Consider the following 24,514-nt stretch of genomic DNA (forward strand, 5'->3'; position numbering starts at 1 on the left):
TTGTAGACAAGGAGCGAAACGTTATGGCTAAAAATAAAATTATCATCGTAGGCGGCGGTCTTGCAGGCTTGATGGCTACCATCAAAGCAGCAGAAGCTGGCGTTCACGTTGATCTGTTTTCACTAGTACCGGTCAAACGTTCCCACTCAGTATGTGCACAGGGCGGCATCAATGGCGCTGTTAATACAAAAGGAGAAGGCGATTCTCCATGGGAGCATTTCGACGATACCGTATACGGCGGAGATTTCCTCGCCAACCAACCGCCAGTTAAAGCAATGTGTGATGCGGCACCAGGAATTATTCACTTGATGGACCGGATGGGCGTTATGTTCAGCCGTACATCCGAAGGCTTGCTGGATTTCCGTCGCTTCGGCGGCACGAAGCATTCCCGTACAGCATTTGCAGGCGCAACGACAGGTCAACAGCTGCTTTATGCACTGGATGAGCAAGTTCGCCGCTGGGAAGCAGCAGGACTAGTTAACAAATTCGAGCACTGGGAATTCCTTGGCGCTGTTGTTGACGATGACGGCATTTGCCGCGGTGTTTCAGCACAGGATCTTCGCTCGATGGAAGTTCACACGGTTCGTGCAGATGCAGTTATTCTTGCATCAGGCGGTCCTGGTATTATTTTCGGCAAAACAACGAACTCTGTTATCAACACCGGCACAGCTGCCAGCGCAGTTTACCAGCAGGGCGTTAACTACGCAAACGGCGAGTTCATTCAAATTCATCCAACAGCTATTCCAGGCGATGACAAGCTCCGCTTGATGTCGGAATCAGCGCGTGGTGAAGGCGGACGGATTTGGACGTACAAAGACGGTAAGCCTTGGTACTTCCTAGAAGAAAAATACCCAGCTTACGGAAACCTTGTTCCTCGTGATATTGCGACTCGTGAAATTTTCAGCGTGTGCGTAGATCAGAAGCTTGGTATCAACCAAGAAAACATGGTTTACCTTGATTTGTCTCACAAAGATCCGAAGGAGCTTGATGTTAAGCTCGGCGGTATCATTGAAATCTATGAGAAATTCATGGGCGACGATCCACGGAAAATCCCGATGAAAATCTTCCCAGCGGTTCACTATTCAATGGGCGGCATGTGGGTTGACTACAATCAAATGACAAACATTCCTGGTCTGTTTGCAGCCGGTGAGTGCGAGTATCAATATCATGGTGCGAATCGACTTGGCGCCAACTCTCTGCTATCCGCTATTTACGGCGGTATGGTAGCTGGACCAAAAGCTGTTGAGTATATCAAAGGCTTGAAGAAATCAGCTGAAGATGTAGCTTCCTCCGTATTTGACCGCGAGAACAAGCGTCAAACGGACAAGTACAACAGCATCGTTAATATGAAGGGTACTGAAAATGCATATGTCATTCATAAAGAGCTAGGCGAATGGATGACGAACAATATGACGGTTGTTCGCTTTAATGACAAGCTGGAGCAAACGATCCACAAGATCAAAGAGCTGAAGCAGCGTTATGCGAATATCAACATTAACGATACAGCGCAATGGAACAATGCAGGCGTTGCCTTTACTCGTCAGCTTTGGAACATGCTTGAGCTTTCTGAAGCGATGACGCTAGGCGCATTGCTGCGCAACGAAAGCCGTGGAGCTCATTATAAACCAGACTTCCAAGAACGCGACGACGAGCATTTCATGAAATCGACGATTGCGAAATGGACGAAGGAAGGTCCACAAATTTCTTACGAGGATATCGACGTAAGCTTGATCAAGCCGCGTAAACGTGATTACTCGAGCGACAAGAAGAAAGGAGAATAATGATGGCTGAAACGACTGTAGCTACAAAATCGGTTAAGTTTATCATCACTCGCCAAGATACTCCTGAGTCCCAACCATATACGGAAGAGTTTGAAATTCCTTACCGCGCTAATATGAACGTAATTAGCGGTTTGATGGAAATTCAACGTAATCCGAAAAAGGCAGATGGCGCAAGCACGGCTCCTGTATGCTGGGATTCCAACTGCTTGGAAGAAGTATGCGGCGCATGCTCAATGGTCATCAACGGCAAGCCTCGTCAAGCGTGCAGCGCTTTGATCGATAAGCTTGAGCAGCCGATTCGTCTTGAACCAATGAAAACATTCCCAGTAGTTCGTGACCTTGTTATTAACCGTGAGCGCATGTTTGGCGCCTTGAAACGCGTTAAGGCATGGATTCCAATCGACGGAACGTATGATCTGGGTCCTGGACCGCGGATGGCAGAAACGAAGCGTCAATGGGCTTATGAGCTTTCCAAATGTATGACTTGCGGTGTTTGCCTTGAAGCGTGCCCGAACGTAAATGATCGGAACAGCTTCATCGGTCCTGCTGCAATTTCACAGGTTCGTTTGTTTAATGCTCATCCAACAGGTGAGATGAACAAGGAAGAACGTCTGGATGCACTGATGACAGATGGCGGCATCGAAGGCTGCGGCAACTCGCAAAACTGTGTTCGCGCATGTCCGAAGGGCATTCCGCTTACGACTTCAATCGCAGCAATCAATAAAGATACAACCAAACATCTATTCAAAAAATGGCTTGGCATGTAGTCCAATTGATTTATAGGAAACCCTCGATCTGATCGGGGGTTTTTTATTTGCTTATTATGATATTGATTATTATTATCAATGATAGTAGATAAATAATCCTTTGTCAATTCCAGATAAAAGAAGAGTAGGCAATAAAAAAAACCGCCTAAGCGGTTTTTTATCTTACATCCATTGTTCGCCCCAAGTTTGAATGGACTCAATGACTGGCTGAAGCTCCCTGCCTTTGTCGGTTAGCTCATATTCAATACGTACAGGCATTTCTGGATAAACTTGACGTTTGATAATCGTTAATGTTTCAAGCTCTTTCATCCGGTCCGTTAGCATTTTGTCGCTCATTTCGGGAATTTGTTCCTTAATCTCTTTGAACCTTTTTGGTCCTCCAAGCAATACCCGAATAATTCTGCCAGTCCACTTCTTGCCTAAAATGTCGGCTGCGGCTTCATACTTTGGGCACATTGTCGAATAATCCAACCGTATCACCCCGCTTTTTGTAATACTATTGTACCATACGAACAAACTAAAAGTAAGTTAATTTCAGTGGGAATGTGATTGTTTGATCGTATATTATATTTACTATAATAAAGTTAGGAAAATACAGGAAAAGCGTTCGCTAATTACAATCGAATAACAATCAACCCAAGAATGGTACAAGCAAAGGCTGTCCACTGCAGGATCGTCAACTTCTCTTTATAAAATATAATAGCGCCAGCTGCTACGACAAGACTGTTCGTAGCAAAGATAGGCGCTGCAAGATTCGCTTGTCCAGTAGCAATCGCGACTGCATAAAGCTGCAATCCTCCGTATGAGAACAGACCCGCAACAATTCCGAGCCAAAGCCCAGTTCGCTCTGAGGAACGTGCAGCGGTCGTTTTGACCGGGATGAGAAACCAGCAGAGAGAGAGGGCATAAGCGATGAACAGGATCGGGGCGCTAGGAAGATCCAATTCATCGGTGACCTTTAATCCGCCATTGCGCAGCGCAAATAGCACGACTGCCAAAAAGACGAGAATGAACCATCTTTTTTCTATAATCGTGAGCGGTTCCTTTCGTTTATGAGCAATAAAGACGACAGCAAGCAGAAGCAGCGTAATGCCTATTGCTTCCGAAGCGCTGAGCGGCTCGTTGTACCACAAAGTCGCTAAAGCAACAACTAAGATAATGTTCATATTCGTTAGGGGAGAGGTCAAGCTGGCGGGTCCAAAATGCAATGCTTTCATAAACAAAGCGTTTCCCCATGCTGAGCCTGCTCCTATTATAATGCCTGCAATCCATACCCTCGGATCAGCAAGAAAGAAAAACGTTCCTTCAAGAGCCGCATGCACCCCAAAACCTAACGTTCCAGAAGCATACAATCCGAGCAGCAGCGTTCTTGTAGAGCCGCCCCGCATTTGTGATACTTTCATCCACCAGCCTGCTAGTCCAAATAAAACAGCGCTGCTGATGGCTGTCATGAGCCACATCGTTTTCCAACCCCTCAAATTTGTTACACAAATGAAATAGTTCTGTTATCGTCTCATTACATTAGTGGGCTATTATAATAAACAAGACCCCCTTTTTAATATATCCTTTTGGGACCTGCGACGTGCAGGTCCACTTTTTTTGTCTAAAGCCCCTCATGAGCTCTTATATCGGTACAATAACTTGTTGGCGCTTGCGATAAAAAACCCACTGTGAGAAGCCAATTTCCTTCAGCCTTTTCTGTACGAGCTCCCAATCTTCGCCAACTCTGCTTGGCTTATGCGCATCCGAACCAAACGTCACATTGACTCCAAAATGAAGTGCTCGCTCCAAGATTGCATCCGATGGATACCATCCGCCTACATCTTTGGTGCTGCCTGATGTATTAATCTCTATGGAAACGCCGCATTCGGCAATCGTCTGCAAAGCATCGTCAATTTCTTTATTAGCAGGTATATCGGAGAAAGCAGGGTAATACCCCTTCATCGCATCGATATGTCCCAAAATATCAAACATGCCGCTGCGTGCAGATTGTTTGATAAGATCATAGTAGCTTTGCTTCACTTCAATATGCTGCTGTTCATTTAAGTTTTTAAACCGATTGCGATTGAATATGCTGACGTCGCCAACTTGATGAACAGAACCAATGATATAATCGAAGGGCACGCCGTCATAGGCTTTTTTGTAGCTGTCCACATATTTAGGGAAAAAATCCGATTCTACTCCAAGCATAACCTCGATTTTGCCTGCGTATTTCTCCTTCAACCGCAATACTTCATTAACATAATTGGTGAATTCGCTTCTTGCCATTGCAATGCCTGGCGAAGGCTGATCATTCTCATGATAAAAGAAGGGGGAGTGATCCGAGATGCCGATAACCTGAAGCCCGGCTTCAATTCCGGCTAAAATATAATCCTCGATATTGCCGTCGGCGTGGCCGCATCTAAAATGATGGGTATGTAAGTCGAATTTCATTTTTTATCTCTCCTAGTTGTTTGTCTAGTGGAAGCTTCTTGTCGACTATTCGCTGCTAATGAATTGATGTTCAGGCATGCCTTTTAAATCACTTAAAAATTGCTTCAGTGCGGTATTGATGTAACGGCCTGATTTATAAACCACGCCAACGGGATGACTTATTTCAAGCTCGTTGACCTTTATCATTTTTAGTGTACCCATACGGAGTTCGTTTGCTATCGAAAGTTTGGATACGACTGCGGCGCCTAAATTAATTTCAACCATGCGCTTCACTTCTTCGCTGCTGGAAACCTCCATTACGATATTGGGTTGAATATTGTATTTACGAAAAATTTGATCGACAAATCGCCTGCCAAGCGTGTCTGGAGCAAGCATAATCATTGGAATGTCCTTAAGCGTATCAACTGTCGTATGCGTCAACCTGCTCATGGGATGGGAAGGAGGGACGACGAGCTCAAATGTATCATAATAAAGGACGGAGGAGGAAACGTTCGGATTTTTTTCAGAAAGATATGTAATCCCTATATCGACTGACCCGTTCTCGACACTGGCCATAACTTGGGATGAGGGCATGGAATGAATCGTTGTTTTAATAAAAGGAAATTGGTTTTGAAAATAGGATAGCACGCGCGGTAAAATCTGAATCGCTATTGAAGCCGTAGTTCCGAGTAATATGTGTCCTTGCGGCGTAAGGTTCATATCGGAAAGCTTCTGCTTCAGTTCTTCCACAATCGAAAGAACTTGCTCCGCATGCTCCAAAAAAACTTGTCCGTGTTCCGTTAATGTAACTGGCTGATTGCGATTAATGAGAATCGTTTTGAATTCATCCTCAAGGCTTTTGATTTGTGCCGAAACAGCAGGCTGTGTGAGATTCAGCAGCTCGCCAGCTTTCCTGAAGCTCATCGTTTTGGATATCGTAAGGAGTGTTTCAAGCTGACTAATATTCACGTCAATCCCCCTCTCATAGGTACTTAATGCTCAAACTCATATTCTACTATTATAAAGGATAGCGGCCATTACAGCAAAAAGGCTGCAGCTCGTTAGGCATAAATTGCCCGTACGAGTGCAGCTCTGTAATGAATATGGCACAGGTCTCTAGAGCCATTCTTTTTTGCGGAAAATATAAAACATGCTTATGCCAAGCAGCAGCATAATACCAAGTAAAATGTATGATCCTAACCGAAGGTGAAGGCCTGGAATGAAATCGAAATTCATCCCATAGATTCCGGTTATAAAGGTCAGCGGCATGAATATAGTCGTAATTGCTGTAAATACGCGCATGATTTCATTGGCACGGTTGGATACGCTGGACTGATAAGCTTCGCGTAAGTTGCCCATGAGATCGCGGTACGTATCGAAGGACTCGGCAATTTTCAAGGCGTTCTCGTATATATCGCTGAAATATTTTTGCAGCTGATCATCAATGAGCTTCAGATCTTTTTTGTTAAGCGTTGCAATGACGTCGCGTTGTGGACCGAGCACTTTCCTCAGCCACAATATTTCACCGCGGAGCCCGATGATTTCGTTCAAATGCGATTTCTTAGTGTGCATTAATATATCTTCTTCAAGCGCTTCAATGCGCGTATCAATGCGGTCGCCAACGAGGAAATAATTATCGACAACAATGTCGACGAGATGATACAAGAAATAATCGGGCCGGCTAACCTCTTGTTCCCACAGCACAGGCTTTAGAGAACGAAGCTCGTTAATTTTTTGCTTGGTGACCGTAATAATGAAATGGCGGCCAAGGAAAATATTGAGTGCCCTTAGGAAGATTTCTTCGTCATCAAATCGTATGCTGTTGATTACAATAAAATAATGGCTTTCGTAAATTTCAATTTTTGGACGCTGCTCCTCTTCACTGAGGCAATCCTCAACTGCCAGATCGTGCATGCTGAATAGGGGCTGTAAAATAGCAAGATCCTCCACATCAGCGTCAATCCAGTAAAATCCTTCTTTCGAGGGAATAAGTGTTTCGTTAATATCTTCAATAGTGGTGAACATGCCATTGCTAACAAGGCGGATTTTCATCCGGAGTCACTCCTTTCTTTCTTCAGAGGAAACTGCCGGCTGAATCGGACTTGGCCGGCAGTAACCGTATTCGATCGTTTTCAGGCTTCGGTCGGTCGCCTTCCATGTCCATATGCACCCCTTTATAAGTCAAATAAATGAAATAATTCTTGTCTAGTATACTCCCGCGTCAGCTTTACATTCAAGCCTAAAAACAATCGTTTTTTTCATCTAAATGTCAAGGATATGAATAGAGGATCTTGACGCAATTGTCAGAATGCATTAAAGTGAAGGTGAAATGAAACCGCGGAAAATTGAATAGACTACTTTCTTATCAAGAGCAGGCGGAGGGACTAGCCCGATGAAGCCCGGCAACCGGCGTGTAAAACGCACGGTGCTAATTCTTGCGGAAACTTTAATGTTTCTGAGAGATGAGAGAGGCGGATGGCTTATTTACTGAGCATACGACCTTTTCTCACAGCAGAAAGGGTCTTTTTCATGTTCAAGCGGTCATACTGCTTCTAGAGGAGTGATACCTATGCCAATTAAAGTGCCTGACAATTTACCAGCCAAAGAGGTATTAAACAACGAGAACATTTTCGTCATGGATGAGAGCATCGCCTACCATCAGGATATTAGGCCGCTCAGAATTGCGATTTTGAACTTAATGCCTACCAAGGAAACAACCGAAACGCAGCTGCTTAGACTTATCGGCAATACGCCGCTACAAGTTGAGGTTGTACTGCTGCATCCAAGAACACATACATCAAAAAACACCTCAGCCGATCATTTGGAATCCTTCTATAAAACATTCGATGAAATTTCGGATGAATATTATGATGGTCTCATCATTACAGGCGCGCCGGTAGAGCATATGCCTTTCGAGGATGTAAACTACTGGGAAGAGCTGAAAGAAATTATGGATTGGAGCGCAAGGCGCGTAACTTCAACTTTCCATATTTGTTGGGCCGCACAAGCTGGGCTCTATCATCACTTTAATGTTCCCAAATACAGCTTGGACAGCAAAATGTTTGGTGTGTTCCCGCACACGATTGAAAAACGCAATGTTAATTTGCTGAGAGGCTTTGATGAAATGTTTTTTGTGCCACAGTCTCGTCACACAGAGGTACGCCGCGAGGACATCGAGAAGCTTGACACGCTCGATATTTTATCGGAATCAGCGGATTCGGGCGTATACATCGTGGCTTCAAAAGACGGCAGACAAATTTTCGTCACAGGCCACTCCGAATATGATCCAACTTCACTTAAATATGAATATGATCGCGATCAAGCCAAAGGGCACCAAATAGATGTACCAAAAAATTATTTCCCAGGTGATAACCCAGCTAACCCGCCGTTATCAACATGGCGTGCGCATGCCAACCTATTATTCTCGAACTGGCTTAATTATTATGTTTACCAGCAAACACCGTATGATTTGGGTGGAGGCATTTAAAACCATATAATAAGGGAGCGCTATATAAAGATGAAGATAGAGAGCCATTTAGCACAGATTGGATCTATTAAAGAGCCTGTAACTGGAGCGGTAAGTTTTCCAGTGTACCAATCAACAGCATTTCGTCATCCTAAACTGGGACAGAGTACAGGATTTGATTATGCGCGTACCAAAAGCCCAACCAGAGCGGTATTAGAAGAAGCGGCTGCACAATTAGAAGCTGGCGATGCGGCATTTGCCTGTAGCTCCGGCATGGCCGCGCTGCAAACGATATTCGCCTTATTTAGTCAGGGCGATCATTTGATCGTATCTCTTGATCTATATGGCGGTACTTATCGCTTGTTGGAGCGGATCATGTCGAGATTTGGTGTGACGGCATCTTATGTGGATACCAACGATATTGATGCGATGGCGGCATTATGGACGCCGAACACAAAAGCAGTACTTATCGAAACGCCAACTAACCCGCTTATGATGATTACGGATATTGAGAAAGTAACTGCGTGGGCGAAGTCAAAAGGCTTGCTTACTATTGTAGACAATACGCTGCTTACGCCTTTCTTCCAACGTCCTATAGAACTGGGTGCTGACATTATCATTCATAGCGCGACTAAATATTTAGGTGGTCACAATGACGTTCTTGCTGGTCTTATTGTAACCAAAGGCAAGGAGCTCTCGGATGAGATGGCCTTCCTGCACAATTCAATTGGAGCGGTGCTCGGGCCTCAGGATTCATGGCTTCTAATGAGGGGAATGAAGACGCTCGCGCTCCGTATGGAGCGCCACCAATTTAATGCTACCGCAATTGCTAATTATTTGCTTGAGCATTCAGCCGTTGAGGATGTTTATTATCCGGCATTGCCTCACCATCCTGGCCATGAAATTCAGAACAAACAGTCATCCGGCAATACTGGCATTTTCTCATTCCGATTAAAGGACGCTCGTTATGTGGAGCCAATTCTTCGTCACATTAAGCTCATTGCATTTGCTGAAAGCTTGGGTGGAGTTGAATCCTTGATGACCTACCCAGCGGTTCAGACGCATGCTGATATTCCGCTTGAAATTCGTCAAGCGATAGGCGTTGACGACCGTCTGCTTCGTTTCTCCGTAGGAATTGAGCATGCAGATGATTTGATCAGTGACTTGGCGCAAGCACTCGAAGCTGCCAAACGCGAAATCGAGGAGGTTAACAACTAATGGGCAACGACAAAATTCAACCTCAAGATCGCCGGTTTGCAACGAAGCTGCTGCATTTCGGAGCAGAAATTGATGAGCATACAGGAGCTTCAAGCGTACCTATTTATCAAGCTTCAACGTTCCATCATCATGATATTTTCAATCCGCCGCAATATGATTACAGCCGTTCGGGCAATCCTACACGCCAAGCGCTAGAGGATTATATCGCTTTGCTTGAGGGCGGTGCTCGCGGCTTCGCCTTTGCATCAGGCATGGCTGCAATCTCAACCACGTTTTTGCTGCTTTCTGCAGGTGAGCATGTCATCGTAACAGAGGATGTCTACGGCGGAACTTACCGCTTGCTGACGACGATTTTGGATCGACTGGGCATTGAGTCTACTTTTGTTGATATGACGGATTTTGAAGCGGTTAAGGCGGCGCTTAAGCCAAATACAAAAGCTGTATTTATGGAGACACCTTCCAACCCGACGCTCAAAATCACAGATATTGCAGAAACGACAGCTTGGGCAAAAGAGCATGGACTGCTTACACTGCTTGATAATACGTTCATGACTCCGTATCATCAGCGTCCAATTGAGCATGGCGTCGATATCGTCTTGCACAGTGCGACGAAGTTTCTAGGCGGCCACAGCGATGTGCTGGCTGGGCTTGCAGTTACCGCAGATGAAGGTCTAGGCAAACGTTTGAAACAGCTTCAAAACGGAATGGGAACGGTCCTGAGCGCCCAAGAATCATGGCTGTTGATGCGCGGCATGAAAACATTGAAAGCTCGGATGGAATATAGCGAGCAAAGCGCTCGCAGACTAGCTGAATGGTTGTCGGAGCATAAGGAAGTAACAGCGGTTTATTATCCTGGTTTAGAGAATCACCCCGGCCGGGCGATACATGAGAAGCAGTCGCTTGGGTATGGAGCTGTCGTATCCTTCGATGTTGGAAGTGGAGAGCGTGCCAAATCTTTGCTGAGCAAGGTTCAAATTCCTTTAGTAGCTGTCAGCTTAGGTGCAGTAGAGAGCATTCTTTCTTACCCAGCTATGATGTCGCATGCAGCAATGCCGAGAGAAGTGCGTCATGCACGCGGCATTACAGACGGCTTGGTGCGTTACTCTGTTGGTCTAGAGGATATTGAGGATCTTATTGAAGATTTGGATAATGCGCTTCGTGCCTAATTGGGACTAAAAGAAAGGAAAGCACGGATGTTCTCACGAACATGCCGTGTTTTTCCTTATTTCAGGGCGAGATGCCATCATACGGCGGGTGACTTGCACTAGAGATCTATGTTAGGATGAAGTGATGGTTAGCATAAATAGAACGGGAATAAGGAGGTCTTGCGGAATGGGAACGTTGGACCATATTTTGGATAAAGCGTTGCGCGGCGAGCGTGTTTCGCTCGAAGAAGGCATGGAATTATTAGCTTCGGATCAGATTGAAAAGATGGGGCATGTAGCTAATCAAATCATGCTCAAGCATCATCCAGATCCAATAACGACTTTTGTTGTTGGTCGAAATGTAAACTACACGAACGTATGTGATGTTTATTGCCGTTTTTGCGCATTTTATCGCGCTCCAGGCTCTAAAGAGGGTTATGTACTGCCTGACGATACGATTTTGAGCAAAATTCAAGAAACGATCGATGTGGGTGGAACTGAAATTTTGATGCAGGGCGGTACGAATCCAGATTTGCCGTTTACGTATTATTTGGATCTGCTTCGCAAAATTAAACAGCATTACCCGGGCATAACGATGCATTCGTTCTCTCCAGCGGAAATTCAGAAGATGAAGGTTGTATCAGATGGCCTTTCTCTCGATGAAGTGATTAGACAACTGCATGATGCTGGACTTGATTCTTTGCCTGGCGGCGGCGCAGAAATTTTGGACGATCGCACTCGCCGCAAGATCAGCCGCATGAAGGGCTCTTGGACAGACTGGATGGATGTGATGAAGTCTGCACACCGTCATGGTATGAATACGACTGCAACGATGGTTTATGGTCTTGGCGAGACCGTTGAAGAGCGCGCATTACATATGCTGCGCATCCGTGATGCTCAAGATGAGTGCATCGCGAACAAATATGATTCGACGGGTTTCTTGGCGTTTATTTCGTGGCCATTCCAGCCAGACAATACAAACCTGAAGCTTGAGAAAGCAAAGCCAGAGGAATATTTGCGTATTGTTGCGGCTAGCCGAATCATGCTTGATAATATTCCGAATTTCCAATCCTCTTGGGTAACGATGGGTCCTGAAATGGGCAAGTTATCACTCTCTTATGGCTGCAATGACTTCGGAAGCACCATGATTGAGGAAAATGTCGTTTCAGCAGCTGGAACAACACATAAAGTGAACATTGAACTTATCCTTCAGCTTATTCGCGAGTGCGGCAAAATTCCGGCTCAACGGGATACAAAATATAATATTTTGAAGGTTTACAATGAATCCGATAAAGCAGATCTCGATTTTGTTATGCAAAATTAATGCTTTTTAGACCGATATAAGCATGATCAATACGTTTGTTGAACTTCTCGCTGCATAGTGGGAAGTTCGGCAAACGTTTTTTTGTATGCTTGCTTCCCTTACATTCCAATGTCTTCATCGTATATCCCTGAACGCGTCACCATATACTGATAAGGAAAGAAAGGGGTGAGCTGATGGAGCTATTCACGGTATCGTTACCTGCAAGTCTCCAAAAGTCGGTTAATAAACTAACTCAATTGTTGAAGGAACAAGCGCTCGTCGATTTACATATTGGCTCAAAAACGGAGCAAACAGCCGTCATCGAGTTTCAGCAGGTATCGGATCAAAATATAAGCTGTCTAGCGCTGTTGCCAAATTTTCAGTTAAAAGCGCATGGTCACATCGTATATAAAGCAGCATCACTAGCCATAGCTGAATTTGTGGTAAGTGAGATGGAACCAGGGATGCTTGCTGCTATTATTCGCAGAAAGTATCGCCATAACAGTTCAGCCGATACAGCTGCTATTGAGCGGTATTGTCATGACTTGCTGCATGGGAAAGAATGGGATAGCCTTGGAACGAGATTTTTGGATGCGGATCGCCTAAGAAGGAAAAGCAAAGTGGCTGCAGAGGTCCAGCTTTTTTTGCAGGATAACACGGAGCTTAATGTAAAGGGGTTTACAACCTTCAGGCTTGAGCCCTATCGTAAAGAGCTAGCCGAAGTTGTGGAATACGCATTAGATGAGTATGTGCTCGATAAACAATATCAGGAGTTTATTTCCCTGTTAAAATATTTTGTGTTTCTTCAAGATACAAAGCTGCCTATGGTGCATTTGCTGCATAAGGGCGGTCATGAATTCATGCTCTATGATGAAAAGTTTCAACCGCTTGATCCGAACCCTCCAACCGATCGTATCGTAGCCGAAATGCTTGAAACGGAAATGAACATTGAAGACATGGTAATCAGCTCGCTGATTGCTGTATCTCCCAAGCATATTACGATTCATACGAGGCAGCAGGATATGCAAGTGATTCGAACGATTCAAACGATTTTTGACCAGCGTGTCACGCTTTGCACGCAATGCGCATCCTGCAGCAGCAGCCTTGATGAACTCGTTCAGCCATAGGCGAATTAACGAAATTACTGTCTATTTGAAGCTTATAGCCTTGACCAAACGCGTAAGTCGAGCTATAATGACACACATATACGATGTAATCGGCAATGAAAAAGACATGTGTCTGTTTATGATATTTGGTCCAGAGAGAGGAAACTTGGCTGTAATTTCCTTCCACAATATCCACAGGCGTACCCCTTTGAAGCTGTATGGCCCAACCTATAGCAGGTTTCTTATGAAGCTGAGCGCTATAGCAGTATGCTGTACCGGAAATCTCCGTTACCAGATAATACGAGGACTGCTGCGATAGGAATAAAGAGCAGTCGAAGTAGGGTGGAACCACGAGCACACAAGCACTCGTCCCTTTTTTAGGGATGCGTGCTTTTTTTGTGCTCTTTTTTGCTTGAAATGATGAATGGAAGCGTAATTCGCTTACGGACAAAATGGAGGATGAACCAAAATGACAATTCAAATCACTTTGCCAGATGGCGCGGTAAGAGAATATGCGGCTGGCACAACTATTGAAGAAGTAGCAGGCTCGATCAGCTCGGGTTTGCGTAAAAATGCGATTGCCGGAAAAATCGATGGCAAAGTAGTCGATGTATACACACCTATCGAGAACAATGCTGCAATTGAAATCGTTACAGTAGATTCGGCAGACGGCCTTGAGGTATACCGCCATAGTACAGCTCACTTGCTGGCACAAGCGATCAAACGGATATACGGCAATGCTAATGTTAAGCTTGGAATTGGTCCGGTAATCGAAGATGGCTTCTACTATGATATTGATATGGAGCAATCGTTGACGCCTGAGGATCTTGTAAAGATCGAGAAGGAAATGGAAAAAATCGTTCAGCAAAACATCGACATTCGTCGTCGTGTAGTTAGCAGAGACGAGGCGCTTGCGATTTTCACTGAGCTTGATGATAACTTGAAGCTGGAGCTTATTCGTGACCTTCCTGCTGATTCGGTTATTACGATGTATGACCAAGGAGAGTTCTTCGATCTATGCCGTGGACCGCATTTGCCATCTACCGGCCGTATTAAAGCATTTAAACTGCTTAGCGTAGCAGGTGCCTACTGGCGCGGAGATTCCAAAAACAAAATGCTGCAGCGTATTTACGGAACAGCTTTCCCTAAGAAAGCACAATTGGATGAGCATCTTCACTTCCTCGAGGAAGCTAAAAAACGCGATCACCGTAAACTAGGCCGCGAGCTAAAAATGTTTACATTCTCACGTGAGGTTGGCCAAGGCTTGCCGCTATGGCTGCCGAATGGCGCGAAGCTTCGCAGAACGATGGAGCGTTATATCGTGGATCTTGAGGAAAGACTGGGCTATGAGCATGTTTATACGCCAGTGCTTGCGAATGTGGAGCTTTATAAAACCTCCGGTCACTGGGAGCACTACAGCGAAGATATGTTCCCAAAAATGATCATGGACAACGAAGAGCTTGTTCTTCGTCCGATGAACTGTCCACACCATATGATGGTGTTCAAAAGCGACATGCGCAGCTACCGCGACCTGCCTGTTAGGATTGCTGAGCTTGGCACAATGCACCGCTATGAAATGTCAGGCGCGCTTACAGGCTTGCACCGCGTACGTGCCATGACGCTAAATGATGCGCATATCTTCTGCCGTCCGGATCAAATCAAAGAAGAATTTGCACGCGTGGTTAACTTGATCCGCAAAGTGTATGAAGATTTCGGAATTAAAGAGTATCGTTTCCGCTTATCTTATCGTGATCCTAAGGATACAGAAAAGTATTTCCAAAATGATGAGATGTGGGAAATGTCACAGCGCATGCTGCGTGAAGTGGTCGAGGAGCTGGAGCTTCCATTCTTCGAGGCTGAAGGCGAAGCTGCATTTTACGGTCCTAAGCTTGACGTTCAAATTAAAACGGCGCTTGGCAAAGAAGAAACGTTGTCGACTGCACAGCTTGATTTCTTGCTTCCTGAGCGTTTCGAGCTTGAATATGTCGGCGATGATGGCAAGAAGCACCGTCCGGTCGTTATCCACCGCGGCATTATAAGCACGATGGAAAGAATGACAGCTTTCTTGCTTGAGAACTTTGCTGGCGCGCTTCCATTGTGGTTGTCGCCAGTACAGGCGAAGGTTATTCCGGTATCGACTGCCTATGAGGAGTATGCCCGTAAAGTTGCCGAGCAGCTGCAAGAAAACGGCATTCGTGTAGAAAGTGATTTGCGCAATGAGAAGCTGGGCTACAAAATTCGTGAGGCTCAGCTGGAGAAAGCGCCTTACATGCTCGTAGTGGGCGAGAATGAAATGCAGGCTGAAGCCGTCTCCGTAAGGAAACGCGGTGAAGGCGATCTTGGCGCTATTCCAGTTGCAGAGCTGATTTCGCAGCTGCAAAAGCAGATCGCAAACAAAGAACAATAATAAATAACGCATAAAGCTTGAGCCATCGGGGCATTATTCTTCTGAGGAGGAAGTACCCAGATGGCTACAAGCTTTTTTTATATTCAAAAAGGATTAACGGCTTTGCTGCTCCTAACTGTTATCGTAATCGGTTTAGATACAAAGGGCGGCGGTACGGTTCATGCTGAAGCATCAGCACCTGAGCAAAGCCCTGTTGCAAGCAAAAGCGACAACCTGGGCAAGTCAGAGGCAGCTGCGCGCACGAAGCCGAAAAAGGTTGAAGTTGTTGCTACAGGCTACACAGCTGGCGTAGAATCGACCGGTAAACGGCCTGGGCATCCACAATACGGAATCACCTATTCGGGCGTAAAGGTACGCAGGGATCAAGTCTCAACGATTGCGGCGGATACGAGGCTGTTTCCCATTGGGACGCTGCTCTATATACCTGGCTATGGCTATGGCGTGGTGGCTGATACGGGTTCAGCGATTAAGGGAAAACGCATCGACTTGTATTTTGAAACGATCAAGCAGGTGTATGAGCAGTGGGGCAAGCGCACCGTTCATGTAGAGGTGCTGCGGATGGGAACGGGCAAGCTTTCGCAGGCATGGCTGAACAAAATCAACTTGGCTATAGAGGCTGGAAAGCCTATTCCACAGACGTATTTAGAATCGTAAATGAGTCGTATAATAAGCGGCAAGAATGCCATACTATCAATGAAACGGGGAGGTGAATACAATGGCTAAAAACAAAAACAACAAAGCCCAAAACAATCAATACAATGCAGAATTCGCAGAAGAGTTTAACCAAAATAACGCTGCTAACAAACAAGCGGCAAACAATGCTCAGCAAAAAGCTGAGAAGTAATATTTTTTTGCTATGCCATGAGAAGGAAACAAAGGGGAACCGTTATCGGTTCCTCTTTTTATTTATCCTCTGTTCATCGCAACGTTATTTTGATCTAATAAAAAACAGTTTTCAAATGACCACGGTTTGTTGTATGATTACATATGTAAGAAATAATAACATGACAAGACAGGTGAATACTCATGACAGATCCGATCATTCATTCAGGCTTTGTAATTGCTGCCCATCATCGTAAAGCGGGCGAGGTTTTACCTTTTATTGATGCTTACGTTGCTAAGAAAGAGCAGGAAATAGCTGAAATTGAACAGATGGTTGAGCGTTATGAGAAAAGAAGGCTGATGGAAGACCGCGCGTATCAATCGATGTCTACACTTCGAAGAATGCTGACTGGCAGGAAGCCAGATCATCATCTGGCCGTTGAATATATTCATTTTGTAAGAAAACCGATGGAGAAGGTTCGTGCGCTCCGTCTGGAAATCGAAAGTGCTCGCTCCATCAAAAATGTATCGGCTCCAAGCGATATTGTAACGGTATCCTATGAGCTGGCCAATGAGATGAACGATTAATGGAATGATCATTCTAAATAATAGCAAAGAACCGTCCAGGCCATTCCGGCTTGGGCGGTTCTTTATGTTTATTTGCTGTTCTTTAAGCGATCATAATCGAGGAAATCATGCTCCTGGCTGTATGCGGGAACACCGTGAATGCCAACATCGAGGCCGATGAGCTCCTCATCCTTGGAGACACGGACGGGCATAATTTTGCGGATCAGCCATAGTGCGCCCCAAGTTAAAGCGAAGCCCCATAAGGAAACCGTTACGAGCCCTAATGCTTGAACGCCGAGCAAGTTGAAGCCTCCGCCATAAAATAAACCGTAGTAGCCCTTGCCTACGCCCTCGGTTAGCTCGGGAAGTGCGAATAAGCCGACTGCAATAGTTCCGATGCTGCCGCTGACGCCATGTACGGCAAAGGCGCCGACTGGATCGTCGATCTGCCTGCGTTCGAGCCATTCAGTGACCAGCACCATCGCGATGCCGGATACTGCGCCGATCCCAATTGCAGCGATGTCAGATACGAATGCACAGCCAGCAGTAATGCCTACGAGGCCGGCGAGTGAACCATTGATGACCATTGGCGGATCTGCTTTCTTGTAGCGGAACATCGTAAACAGGATACATGTTGCGCCCCCTGCAGCTGCTGAGAGCATCGTTGTAATCGCAATATGTCCGATTGAGCCGTTTGTAGCGCTAAGTGTGCTGCCTGCATTAAACCCGAACCAGCCAAACCATAGAATGAACGCACCTACAGAAGCAAGCGGCAAGTTGGAAGGCGGAACGATATTGGCTTTGCCGTCTGGACTGAACTTACCGATTCTCGGACCAATGAAAATGGCTGCGGCAAGAGCGGAGAAACCTCCTAAAGCATGAATGACAGCAGAGCCTGCAAAATCGATCATGCCAAGCTTGCCAAGAAAGCCGCTGCTTGACCATACCCAGTGTCCGGCTAACGGATAAATGAAGCCGGTCATTGCAATAGTGAGTAAAATATATGCTCTAAAATTTATTCTTTCCGCTACTGCGCCCGACACGATTGAAATGACGGCTATAACGAATGCGCATTGGAATAACCAAAAGGTTTCGTGCGTAATATTTAGTTTTATGTGAGACAGGTCTCCGTTGATGAGAAAGCCGGTCGTTCCGATTATTCCGCCTGCGTCCTGCCCATACATGAGTGCGAAGCCAAAAAAGTAAAAAACGAGTGCGCCGAAAGCGATGTCGACAAAAACCTTCATGATGATGCTGACGGCATTCTTTTGCCTGACAAATCCTGCTTCAAGCAATGCGAAACCGCCTTCCATGAGCAAGATCATGGCTGCTGTCAAAACGACCCAGATGGTATCTAGTCCTTTTGACAGTTCGATAACGTCCATTTCTTCATCTCCTATTCCTAATATTCATGCATAGCGGTCTCTATTTTCTTAATCCGTTCATCATTATAAATAGAAGACGTTAACAATGTCAACGCTCTGCGTTATGTTTCATGACGCATGTTAGGTTTAAAATGGATAGAATCAACAAAAGCTCAGTCTAGAGACTGACTAACAATTCAATCGGTCGTCCCTTTTTCTATTGCATGTTGTCCGTTATACTAAGAATATCAAACGACGATGGAATCGTAAGGAGCTGGTGCCGCATGAACGGAAACTTCGCAAACCGGTTATTCACCGGGTTAATCATCATTGCAGTTGGCGTCTTGTTTTTACTGAATCAAACGGGTCATGTGGCCTTTGATATTGGAGATTTATTTTCTACCTATTGGCCTGTAATCGTTATGATTGTAGGTATTCGCGGATTGTTGTCCAGCAGAACGTACGGCTCGGGTTCGAGCTGGTGGGGCGCGATTGTCCTATTAATCGGATGTGTATTTTTGGGACGCAATTTAAACTTGTTCTCATGGTCTATTGGCGACATCATTCCTTACATTTGGCCAATAGTTGTGATTTTAGTCGGGATCAATATTATTTGGAGACCGAGATCAAAACGCCAAACTCCGCCAACAGATGATTGGAAATCATACCGCCCTTACACAGATGAAGCGTCTGTTCCGCCAGCGCCGCCTCTTCACCCTGATCCAACGAAGCAGCCTGCGGACACGCACACTAAGGAAGAGAAGCAGGAAAGCGCATCAAACAAACAATATGATGATTTTTCTGCCACCAAGAAAGAGTATAAGGAATGGAAAAATCACCATAAATCAGAATACAAAAAAAATGAAAAAGAATGGAAACGAAATCATAAGGAGCATGTGGAATGGTGGAACCATAATGATTCCAATGTGCAGAATCGTTCCGGGTTTATCGGGGATATTCATATCGGTCATGATTATTGGGATTTAAAGCCGCTTAATATTTCCCATTTCATCGGTGATACCGTGCTTGATTTAACAAAGGCACAAGTATCCATGGGCGAAACCAAAATTCATGTATCTTCATTTATAGGCGATGTAAAGGTATATGTTCCGAATGATTATGAAGTAGGCGTACAGGTTGTATCAAGCGCCTTTATTGGCGATGTGAAGGTGCTTGGCCAGAAAGAAGGCGGATTGTTTACGAATATCAATATTCAATCGCCAACTTATCAGGAAGCTAACAAAAAAATTAAGTTGGTCGTCAGCACGTTTATCGGAGATGTTCGTGTTACAAAGGTAGGGTGATTCGAGTATGATGGTTCGGTTTTTGAGGAGCGGAAAGTGGGAGCTCATCGGAATGTTTGTCATCGCATCAACTGTGTCTCTAATACTTGGAGCGGTTGTCTGGAATGGCCTCTTAGATGAAGTCAATAAGACGGAAGTGCGCCTAGGGGCTGCCTCCGTCTTCCTCCTTGTCAGCGTGGCGTTCGGTTACTGGGCGGCACAGCGCATTGGACGCCGAATTGATACGCTTCATTTATCGCTAAAGCAAGCATCAAACGGCAACTACGGCGTTCGGATTACTGAGGGCGGTCATAATTCATTTAATGAGGTTTATCGTGAGTTTAATGAGCTCGCTCAGCAGATGGAAGAAAAGATGAAATGGCTGCAAGTACGCGGCGAAGAGTATGTGATGACGGAGTCTGCTTCTAATGAAGCGGCAGTGCTCGAGGAGCGCAAGCGTTTGGCAAGGGATTTGCATGATACAGTAAGCCAGCAGTTATTCGCTATCCATATGTGCGCTTCATCGCTTCCAAAGCTGCAGCAGGTTGATCGCGAACGAGCGGATTCTGTGCTTGAGCAGCTCGTCAATATGTCTAATTTGGCTCAGAAACAAATGAGGAATTTCATCGCTCAGCTGCGTCCTATGGAGCTTGAAGGTCGGACTTTATATGAAGCGCTTGATAAGTGGTTCCCTGATTATTGCCGCCAAAACAATTTGCAAGGTGAGCTGGAATGGCGCTTGAAGGAGCGTTTATCCGAAGCGAAGGAGCATCAGCTTTTTCTTATCGTCCAAGAAGCGATGGCGAATATCGTAAAGCATGCAAGCGCAAAGGGCTGCACGCTGACAATGGCAGATACGGAACGGCAGGTTAGCATGATTTTGCAGGATGATGGAGTTGGCTTCAAGGTAGATGAGGTAAGACGCGGCTCATATGGACTGTCTACGATGCAGGAGAGAGCACAGAAGCTTGGCGGTGCAGCCGAAATTTGGAGCAAGTCTGGGAGCGGGACGAGGGTAAAGGTTACGATACCAAAAATGTAGCGGGGAGAGCATGAATAATGAATGCATCTGAACTAATAAAAGTAATGATCGTGGATGATCATGATATGGTAAGGACGGGCCTTCGAACTTATCTAATGCTGGAGCCAAAGCTTCATGTCATTGCAGAGGCGAGCAATGGACAATCAGCAATTGACTTGCTGAAGGCTAGCTCGGATGAAAATAGACCTCATATTATTTTGATGGATCTGATGATGCCCGGCATGGATGGCATTGAAGCCACAAGGGCGATTATCTCGCATTTTCCTGATATGAAAATCGTAATGCTGACCAGCTTCCTCGAAGATGACAAGGTTTATGGCGCGATAGAGGCTGGCGCTGTCAGCTACGTGCTCAAAACCGTTTCTGCAGAAGAGCTTATTTATGCGATCAGCGGCGCATTCAAAGGAATGCCGGTCATGACTGCTGACGTATCGCAGGCGTTAACGAGAGGCTTAAGACAGAAGACCGCTCAGTCTGGTGATGAGGGGTTAACGGAACGTGAGAAGGAAGTTTTGCTGCTTATTGCAGATGGACAATCGAATAAAGAAATTGCAGAAGAGCTGCATATAAGCGTAAAAACAGTGAAAACACATGTCAGCAATTTATTGATGAAATGTGAGCTTGACGACCGGACACAGCTTGCCGTGCTGGCCCATCGCAAGGGCTGGGCTAATCGCACATAAAGGTGGAAATGGAAGGGTATACTACCTACTAGCAAAAAGAGATTAGAAATAAGCTAGTGCAAAGGAGACGCCTTCATGATACCCATTTCGTCCGTGCTGGAATCACGGGAGCAACATTTCTTAGAAACGAAAGAGCTGCTGGAGTCGCAGCAATTCACGCTTGGCGGCAACTGGGAGTATGCTGCTGGTTCCTTTGACCGCGCGCTTGATGATGCGAATAAGATTTGGCTTCGCATTCCTTTTGAAGTCATTGCTGGTCATATTGATGTTGGGGAAAAAGATAATGAAGCGAGGATTATACTCGGTACACCGTACGTGCTTAAGCATGAGTACAGAGAAGGAAATGATCCGGAAGCATCGGTACGTGTAGTCGGAGCGCTGTTTGATCAATTCCAATCACCGTCAAATCCAGATGCTGAAGTAGAACCACAGTGGATTGATCGCGCAAAAGAAACATTAAATGAAGTAGAGCAGCTTTTTTCGCATTGATTCACATCGTAAAAGCACTCAAAAAAAACGCTGCCAAAATCATTTGGGAGCGTTTTTTTTATTTCTGTTTAAATTCCTTTTAAGTTTGTTTTAAGGTAGAATGTGCATGATAGAACTATATCAAATAACATGTTTCCGGATAGAATACCAATTGGACGCATGATGCAATAAGATTCAAGGAGGAGAACGTACATGGACGATCAAAACAACAAAAAGGGATTTGACGACTTTTTCCGCAAAAATGAAGAGGGACATGGCTCAGCTGATAACAGCGAAAGCGCAAATGACTCCGCGCAGCCTATTTCAAATGAGTCATCGGAGCAGCCGGCAAAGCCATCTTATTATTATTCGTATGGGCCGTATAAGGCGAATTCTCAAGAAGGCGGGAATCCTTCAGCTTCTGGCTACGGATCGGAAAAGCCTAAGCTGATTCAAGATCAGCCATACGGCAATACACATACACACGATACGCAAGCACAGGCATCCAGTGCAGAAGAAGCGAATGTACAATCGGATTCAACGATGGAATCTGAACGGGCAAGATCACAATCGCCTATGCAATCCCAAATTCGAACGTTCACGCCGTCGCCGCAGTCCTCCAAAGGGCCATGGCAAGTAAGGGAACCGCGCCGGACTTCCTTTAAGGCCATTTTTTCATCGTTTCTAGCAGGTGTTCTTGTAGTAGGCAGCTTGATGTATACAGCGGACTTAAACAACTGGTTCACGAAAGAAGCCGCATTAACATCAAATACACAATCTAGCGGATCGGGTTCCACTGCTTCTGCGGGTACGACCAGCAACGGCGGTGCGGCTACAGTCGCGGATAGACCAGACAACATCGCTAAATTGTTCGAGACAGCAAGTCCAGCAGTAGTAAAAATCGAAACCTTCGTTAATACGGCAAAACGCAACAATAGCAACAACATGCTCGATGATTCGTTTTTCCGCCAATTTTTTGGCGATGATTACCCTGGAACGACACAGCCGGATGCAGGACAAAAGAATGAAGAAGGCAACATGCAGCAATCAGGCATCGGAACTGGGTTTTTCTTCGATTCAACAGGCTATATTTTAACGAATCAGCACGTAATCGGAGAATCTGACCAAATCAAAGTTATTGTTCAAGGCTATGATAAGCCATTCACGGCTGAATTGCTGGGTTCTAGCTATGACTTAGACTTAGCGGTACTTAAAGTAACGGGCGACAAAGCGTTCCCAACGCTTCCGCTTGGCAACTCGGATACGATTAATATCGGCGACTGGGTTGTTGCAATCGGTAACCCATACGGCTTCGATCATACGGTTACTGTTGGCGTATTAAGTGCCAAAGAACGTCCGATTGATATCCCTGATACACAGGGAGCACGTAAATACGAGCATTTGCTGCAAACGGATGCCTCGATTAACCCAGGTAACTCTGGCGGTCCGCTTCTTAATGTGAACGGTGAGGTTGTTGGCATTAATACGGCAGTAAGCTCGCAAGCACAAGGCATCGGTTTCGCGATTCCGACGAGCACGATTCAAGATGTGCTGGAAAATCTTAAAAACAACAAGACGATTCCTAAGCCAGCCGCTCCATACATTGGTGCAGAGCTGCAGGATGTAACAGCGGATATTGCGAAGCAATTAGGCATGGATAAAGTAGAGGGATCTATTGTTCGCAATGTATACTATAATTCACCAGCTTACTTGGCTGAATTGCAGCAGTTCGACGTCATCGTCGGCATTGACGGCAAGAAATACGCAAACACGCAAGCTCTTATTGATCAAATTAAAACCAAAAAAGTTGGCGATAAGATCGAGCTGAACATTTTGCGCAAAGGCAGTGCGATGAACTTGAAGGTTGAAATTGGTGATAAAAATACGTCAGGCGCTCAATAAAGCCTTACATGATGGATAGAAACAAAAAGCGCAGAGAGACAGCAGGCTCTGTGCTTTTTGCTGCAAATAGAGGGGGACATGCCGTTGAGACAGCATATTGTAGTTGTAGATGATGATGATAAAATTATTTCTTTACTTCGCAGAAGTCTAGCGTTTGAAGGTTATGAGGTAACTACCGCTTCGAATGGAATGGAAGGGCTGAAGGTGCTGCTTAAGACGGAGCCGGATCTGCTCATTCTTGATGTGATGATGCCTCAAGTGGATGGCTGGGAAGTTTGCCGCCGTGTGCGCGAGGGAGGCAGTACGGTGCCGATTATGATGCTGACGGCAAAGGATGACATCAATGACCGGGTCAAAGGGCTCGATCTTGGGGCTGACGATTATTTGGTTAAGCCGTTTGCGCTGGAGGAGCTGCTTGCGCGGACACGTGCCTTGCTGCGCCGCAAAGCAGATAAAATCGAGCAGTCAAGCAATCAACTGCTTTATGAGGATTTGATTTTGGATATGGATGCCAGAGAAGCGATTCGCTCGGGTCGCCGGATTGAGTTGACATCCAAGGAATACGATTTACTGCTGCTATTCATGGAGAATCCTCGCCGTGTACTTACGCGAGATGCAATTATGGAGAAGATTTGGGGTTATGACTTCAGCGGGGAGTCGAATGTGCTGGAGGTGTATATCGCGATGCTGCGCCAAAAGGTAGAGGACGGAGGCAAAAACCGACTCATTCAGACGGTTCGCGGCACCGGTTATGTGCTTCGCGGAGAGGCGGGTTAAG

General features: G+C 45.6%; 23 protein-coding genes and 1 riboswitch. Of the genes, 17 read left to right on the plus strand and 6 right to left on the minus strand.

What is annotated here, in order from left to right; genetic code table 11:
• The first annotated feature begins 23 nt into the window (after positions 1-23).
• Complete coding sequence (sdhA, locus tag AC1DM9_RS03480; protein ID WP_076267580.1) at positions 24-1,781, plus strand: succinate dehydrogenase flavoprotein subunit; 1,758 nt, start codon at positions 24-26, stop codon at positions 1,779-1,781.
• 2 nt (positions 1,782-1,783) lie between these two features.
• Complete coding sequence (gene sdhB / locus AC1DM9_RS03485) at positions 1,784-2,548, plus strand: succinate dehydrogenase iron-sulfur subunit (RefSeq protein WP_441908603.1); 765 nt, start codon at positions 1,784-1,786, stop codon at positions 2,546-2,548.
• Positions 2,549-2,710: 162 nt separating this feature from the next.
• Here the strand turns inward: sdhB and AC1DM9_RS03490 are convergent, their stop codons facing one another.
• The 5 genes from AC1DM9_RS03490 to corA all read right to left on the minus strand — a co-directional run bounded on the left by AC1DM9_RS03490 (position 2,711) and on the right by corA (position 7,012).
• Entirely contained in the window at positions 2,711-3,019 is a 309-nt protein-coding gene (locus AC1DM9_RS03490) for a winged helix-turn-helix transcriptional regulator (RefSeq protein WP_076267582.1), read from the minus strand.
• Between the two features lie 143 nt (positions 3,020-3,162).
• The gene (locus tag AC1DM9_RS03495; RefSeq protein ID WP_477578543.1) at positions 3,163-4,008 is read right to left on the minus strand and encodes an EamA family transporter; all 846 of its coding nucleotides are present in this window, start codon (positions 4,006-4,008) and stop codon (positions 3,163-3,165) included.
• A gap of 163 nt (positions 4,009-4,171) precedes the next feature.
• The gene (locus AC1DM9_RS03500; protein WP_441876792.1) at positions 4,172-4,981 is read right to left on the minus strand and encodes a histidinol-phosphatase; all 810 of its coding nucleotides are present in this window, start codon (positions 4,979-4,981) and stop codon (positions 4,172-4,174) included.
• A 45-nt stretch (positions 4,982-5,026) separates the two neighbouring features.
• On the minus strand, positions 5,027-5,929 hold the full coding sequence (locus tag AC1DM9_RS03505; protein WP_076267585.1) for a LysR family transcriptional regulator: 903 nt from the start codon (positions 5,927-5,929) through the stop codon (positions 5,027-5,029).
• Between the two features lie 147 nt (positions 5,930-6,076).
• Positions 6,077-7,012 (minus strand): magnesium/cobalt transporter CorA, encoded by a 936-nt coding sequence (gene corA / locus AC1DM9_RS03510; RefSeq protein WP_076267586.1) that lies wholly within the window; start codon positions 7,010-7,012, stop codon positions 6,077-6,079.
• Positions 7,013-7,319: 307 nt separating this feature from the next.
• Positions 7,320-7,429, plus strand: a riboswitch (SAM riboswitch).
• A 100-nt stretch (positions 7,430-7,529) separates the two neighbouring features.
• Here corA and metA point away from each other — a divergent pair.
• From metA to AC1DM9_RS03555, 9 genes are all read left to right on the plus strand, one after another.
• Positions 7,530-8,447, plus strand: a complete 918-nt coding sequence (gene metA, locus AC1DM9_RS03515) for a homoserine O-acetyltransferase MetA (protein ID WP_441876797.1) — start codon at positions 7,530-7,532, stop codon at positions 8,445-8,447.
• A gap of 30 nt (positions 8,448-8,477) precedes the next feature.
• On the plus strand, positions 8,478-9,644 hold the full coding sequence (locus AC1DM9_RS03520) for an aminotransferase class I/II-fold pyridoxal phosphate-dependent enzyme (RefSeq protein WP_076267588.1): 1,167 nt from the start codon (positions 8,478-8,480) through the stop codon (positions 9,642-9,644).
• A complete protein-coding gene (locus AC1DM9_RS03525; RefSeq protein WP_430060067.1) occupies positions 9,644-10,810 on the plus strand; it encodes a trans-sulfuration enzyme family protein in 1,167 nt (388 codons plus the stop codon). Before AC1DM9_RS03520 ends, AC1DM9_RS03525 begins: the two co-directional genes overlap by 1 nt.
• 166 nt (positions 10,811-10,976) lie before the next feature.
• A complete protein-coding gene (gene mqnC / locus AC1DM9_RS03530; protein ID WP_430060069.1) occupies positions 10,977-12,113 on the plus strand; it encodes a cyclic dehypoxanthinyl futalosine synthase in 1,137 nt (378 codons plus the stop codon).
• Positions 12,114-12,286: 173 nt separating this feature from the next.
• Entirely contained in the window at positions 12,287-13,219 is a 933-nt protein-coding gene (locus tag AC1DM9_RS03535; protein ID WP_441876802.1) for a putative sporulation protein YtxC, read from the plus strand.
• A 448-nt stretch (positions 13,220-13,667) separates the two neighbouring features.
• On the plus strand, positions 13,668-15,605 hold the full coding sequence (gene thrS, locus AC1DM9_RS03540) for a threonine--tRNA ligase (RefSeq protein ID WP_076267592.1): 1,938 nt from the start codon (positions 13,668-13,670) through the stop codon (positions 15,603-15,605).
• A 60-nt stretch (positions 15,606-15,665) separates the two neighbouring features.
• The gene (locus tag AC1DM9_RS03545) at positions 15,666-16,259 is read left to right on the plus strand and encodes a 3D domain-containing protein (protein WP_477508995.1); all 594 of its coding nucleotides are present in this window, start codon (positions 15,666-15,668) and stop codon (positions 16,257-16,259) included.
• A gap of 61 nt (positions 16,260-16,320) precedes the next feature.
• The gene (locus AC1DM9_RS03550) at positions 16,321-16,449 is read left to right on the plus strand and encodes a hypothetical protein (protein WP_256710855.1); all 129 of its coding nucleotides are present in this window, start codon (positions 16,321-16,323) and stop codon (positions 16,447-16,449) included.
• Positions 16,450-16,631: 182 nt separating this feature from the next.
• Positions 16,632-17,015 (plus strand): hypothetical protein, encoded by a 384-nt coding sequence (locus tag AC1DM9_RS03555; RefSeq protein WP_339204396.1) that lies wholly within the window; start codon positions 16,632-16,634, stop codon positions 17,013-17,015.
• 68 nt (positions 17,016-17,083) lie between these two features.
• On the opposite strand, the gene AC1DM9_RS03560 is transcribed toward AC1DM9_RS03555, so the two are convergent.
• Entirely contained in the window at positions 17,084-18,379 is a 1,296-nt protein-coding gene (locus AC1DM9_RS03560) for an ammonium transporter (protein ID WP_441876809.1), read from the minus strand.
• Positions 18,380-18,642: 263 nt separating this feature from the next.
• Between AC1DM9_RS03560 and liaF the strand changes: the two genes are divergently transcribed.
• The 6 genes from liaF (at position 18,643) to AC1DM9_RS03590 (ending at position 24,513) form a co-directional block, all read left to right on the plus strand.
• Positions 18,643-19,662: a cell wall-active antibiotics response protein LiaF gene (liaF, locus tag AC1DM9_RS03565; protein ID WP_477578547.1), complete on the plus strand. Its 1,020-nt coding sequence runs from the start codon at positions 18,643-18,645 to the stop codon at positions 19,660-19,662.
• Positions 19,663-19,669: 7 nt separating this feature from the next.
• Positions 19,670-20,683 (plus strand): sensor histidine kinase, encoded by a 1,014-nt coding sequence (locus tag AC1DM9_RS03570; RefSeq protein ID WP_430060077.1) that lies wholly within the window; start codon positions 19,670-19,672, stop codon positions 20,681-20,683.
• A 17-nt stretch (positions 20,684-20,700) separates the two neighbouring features.
• Entirely contained in the window at positions 20,701-21,366 is a 666-nt protein-coding gene (locus AC1DM9_RS03575) for a response regulator (protein WP_076267598.1), read from the plus strand.
• Positions 21,367-21,441: 75 nt separating this feature from the next.
• The gene (locus AC1DM9_RS03580; RefSeq protein WP_477578549.1) at positions 21,442-21,855 is read left to right on the plus strand and encodes a YugN family protein; all 414 of its coding nucleotides are present in this window, start codon (positions 21,442-21,444) and stop codon (positions 21,853-21,855) included.
• 192 nt (positions 21,856-22,047) lie between these two features.
• Positions 22,048-23,736 carry a S1C family serine protease gene (locus AC1DM9_RS03585; RefSeq protein ID WP_441876817.1) on the plus strand — a complete coding sequence of 563 codons (1,689 nt, stop codon included), beginning with the start codon at positions 22,048-22,050 and terminating at the stop codon, positions 23,734-23,736.
• 84 nt (positions 23,737-23,820) lie between these two features.
• Positions 23,821-24,513, plus strand: coding sequence for a response regulator transcription factor (locus AC1DM9_RS03590; protein ID WP_076267601.1), 693 nt, complete (start codon positions 23,821-23,823; stop codon positions 24,511-24,513).
• Position 24,514: the final 1 nt, after the last annotated feature.

The organism is Paenibacillus sp. 01T431, from assembly GCF_056398625.1.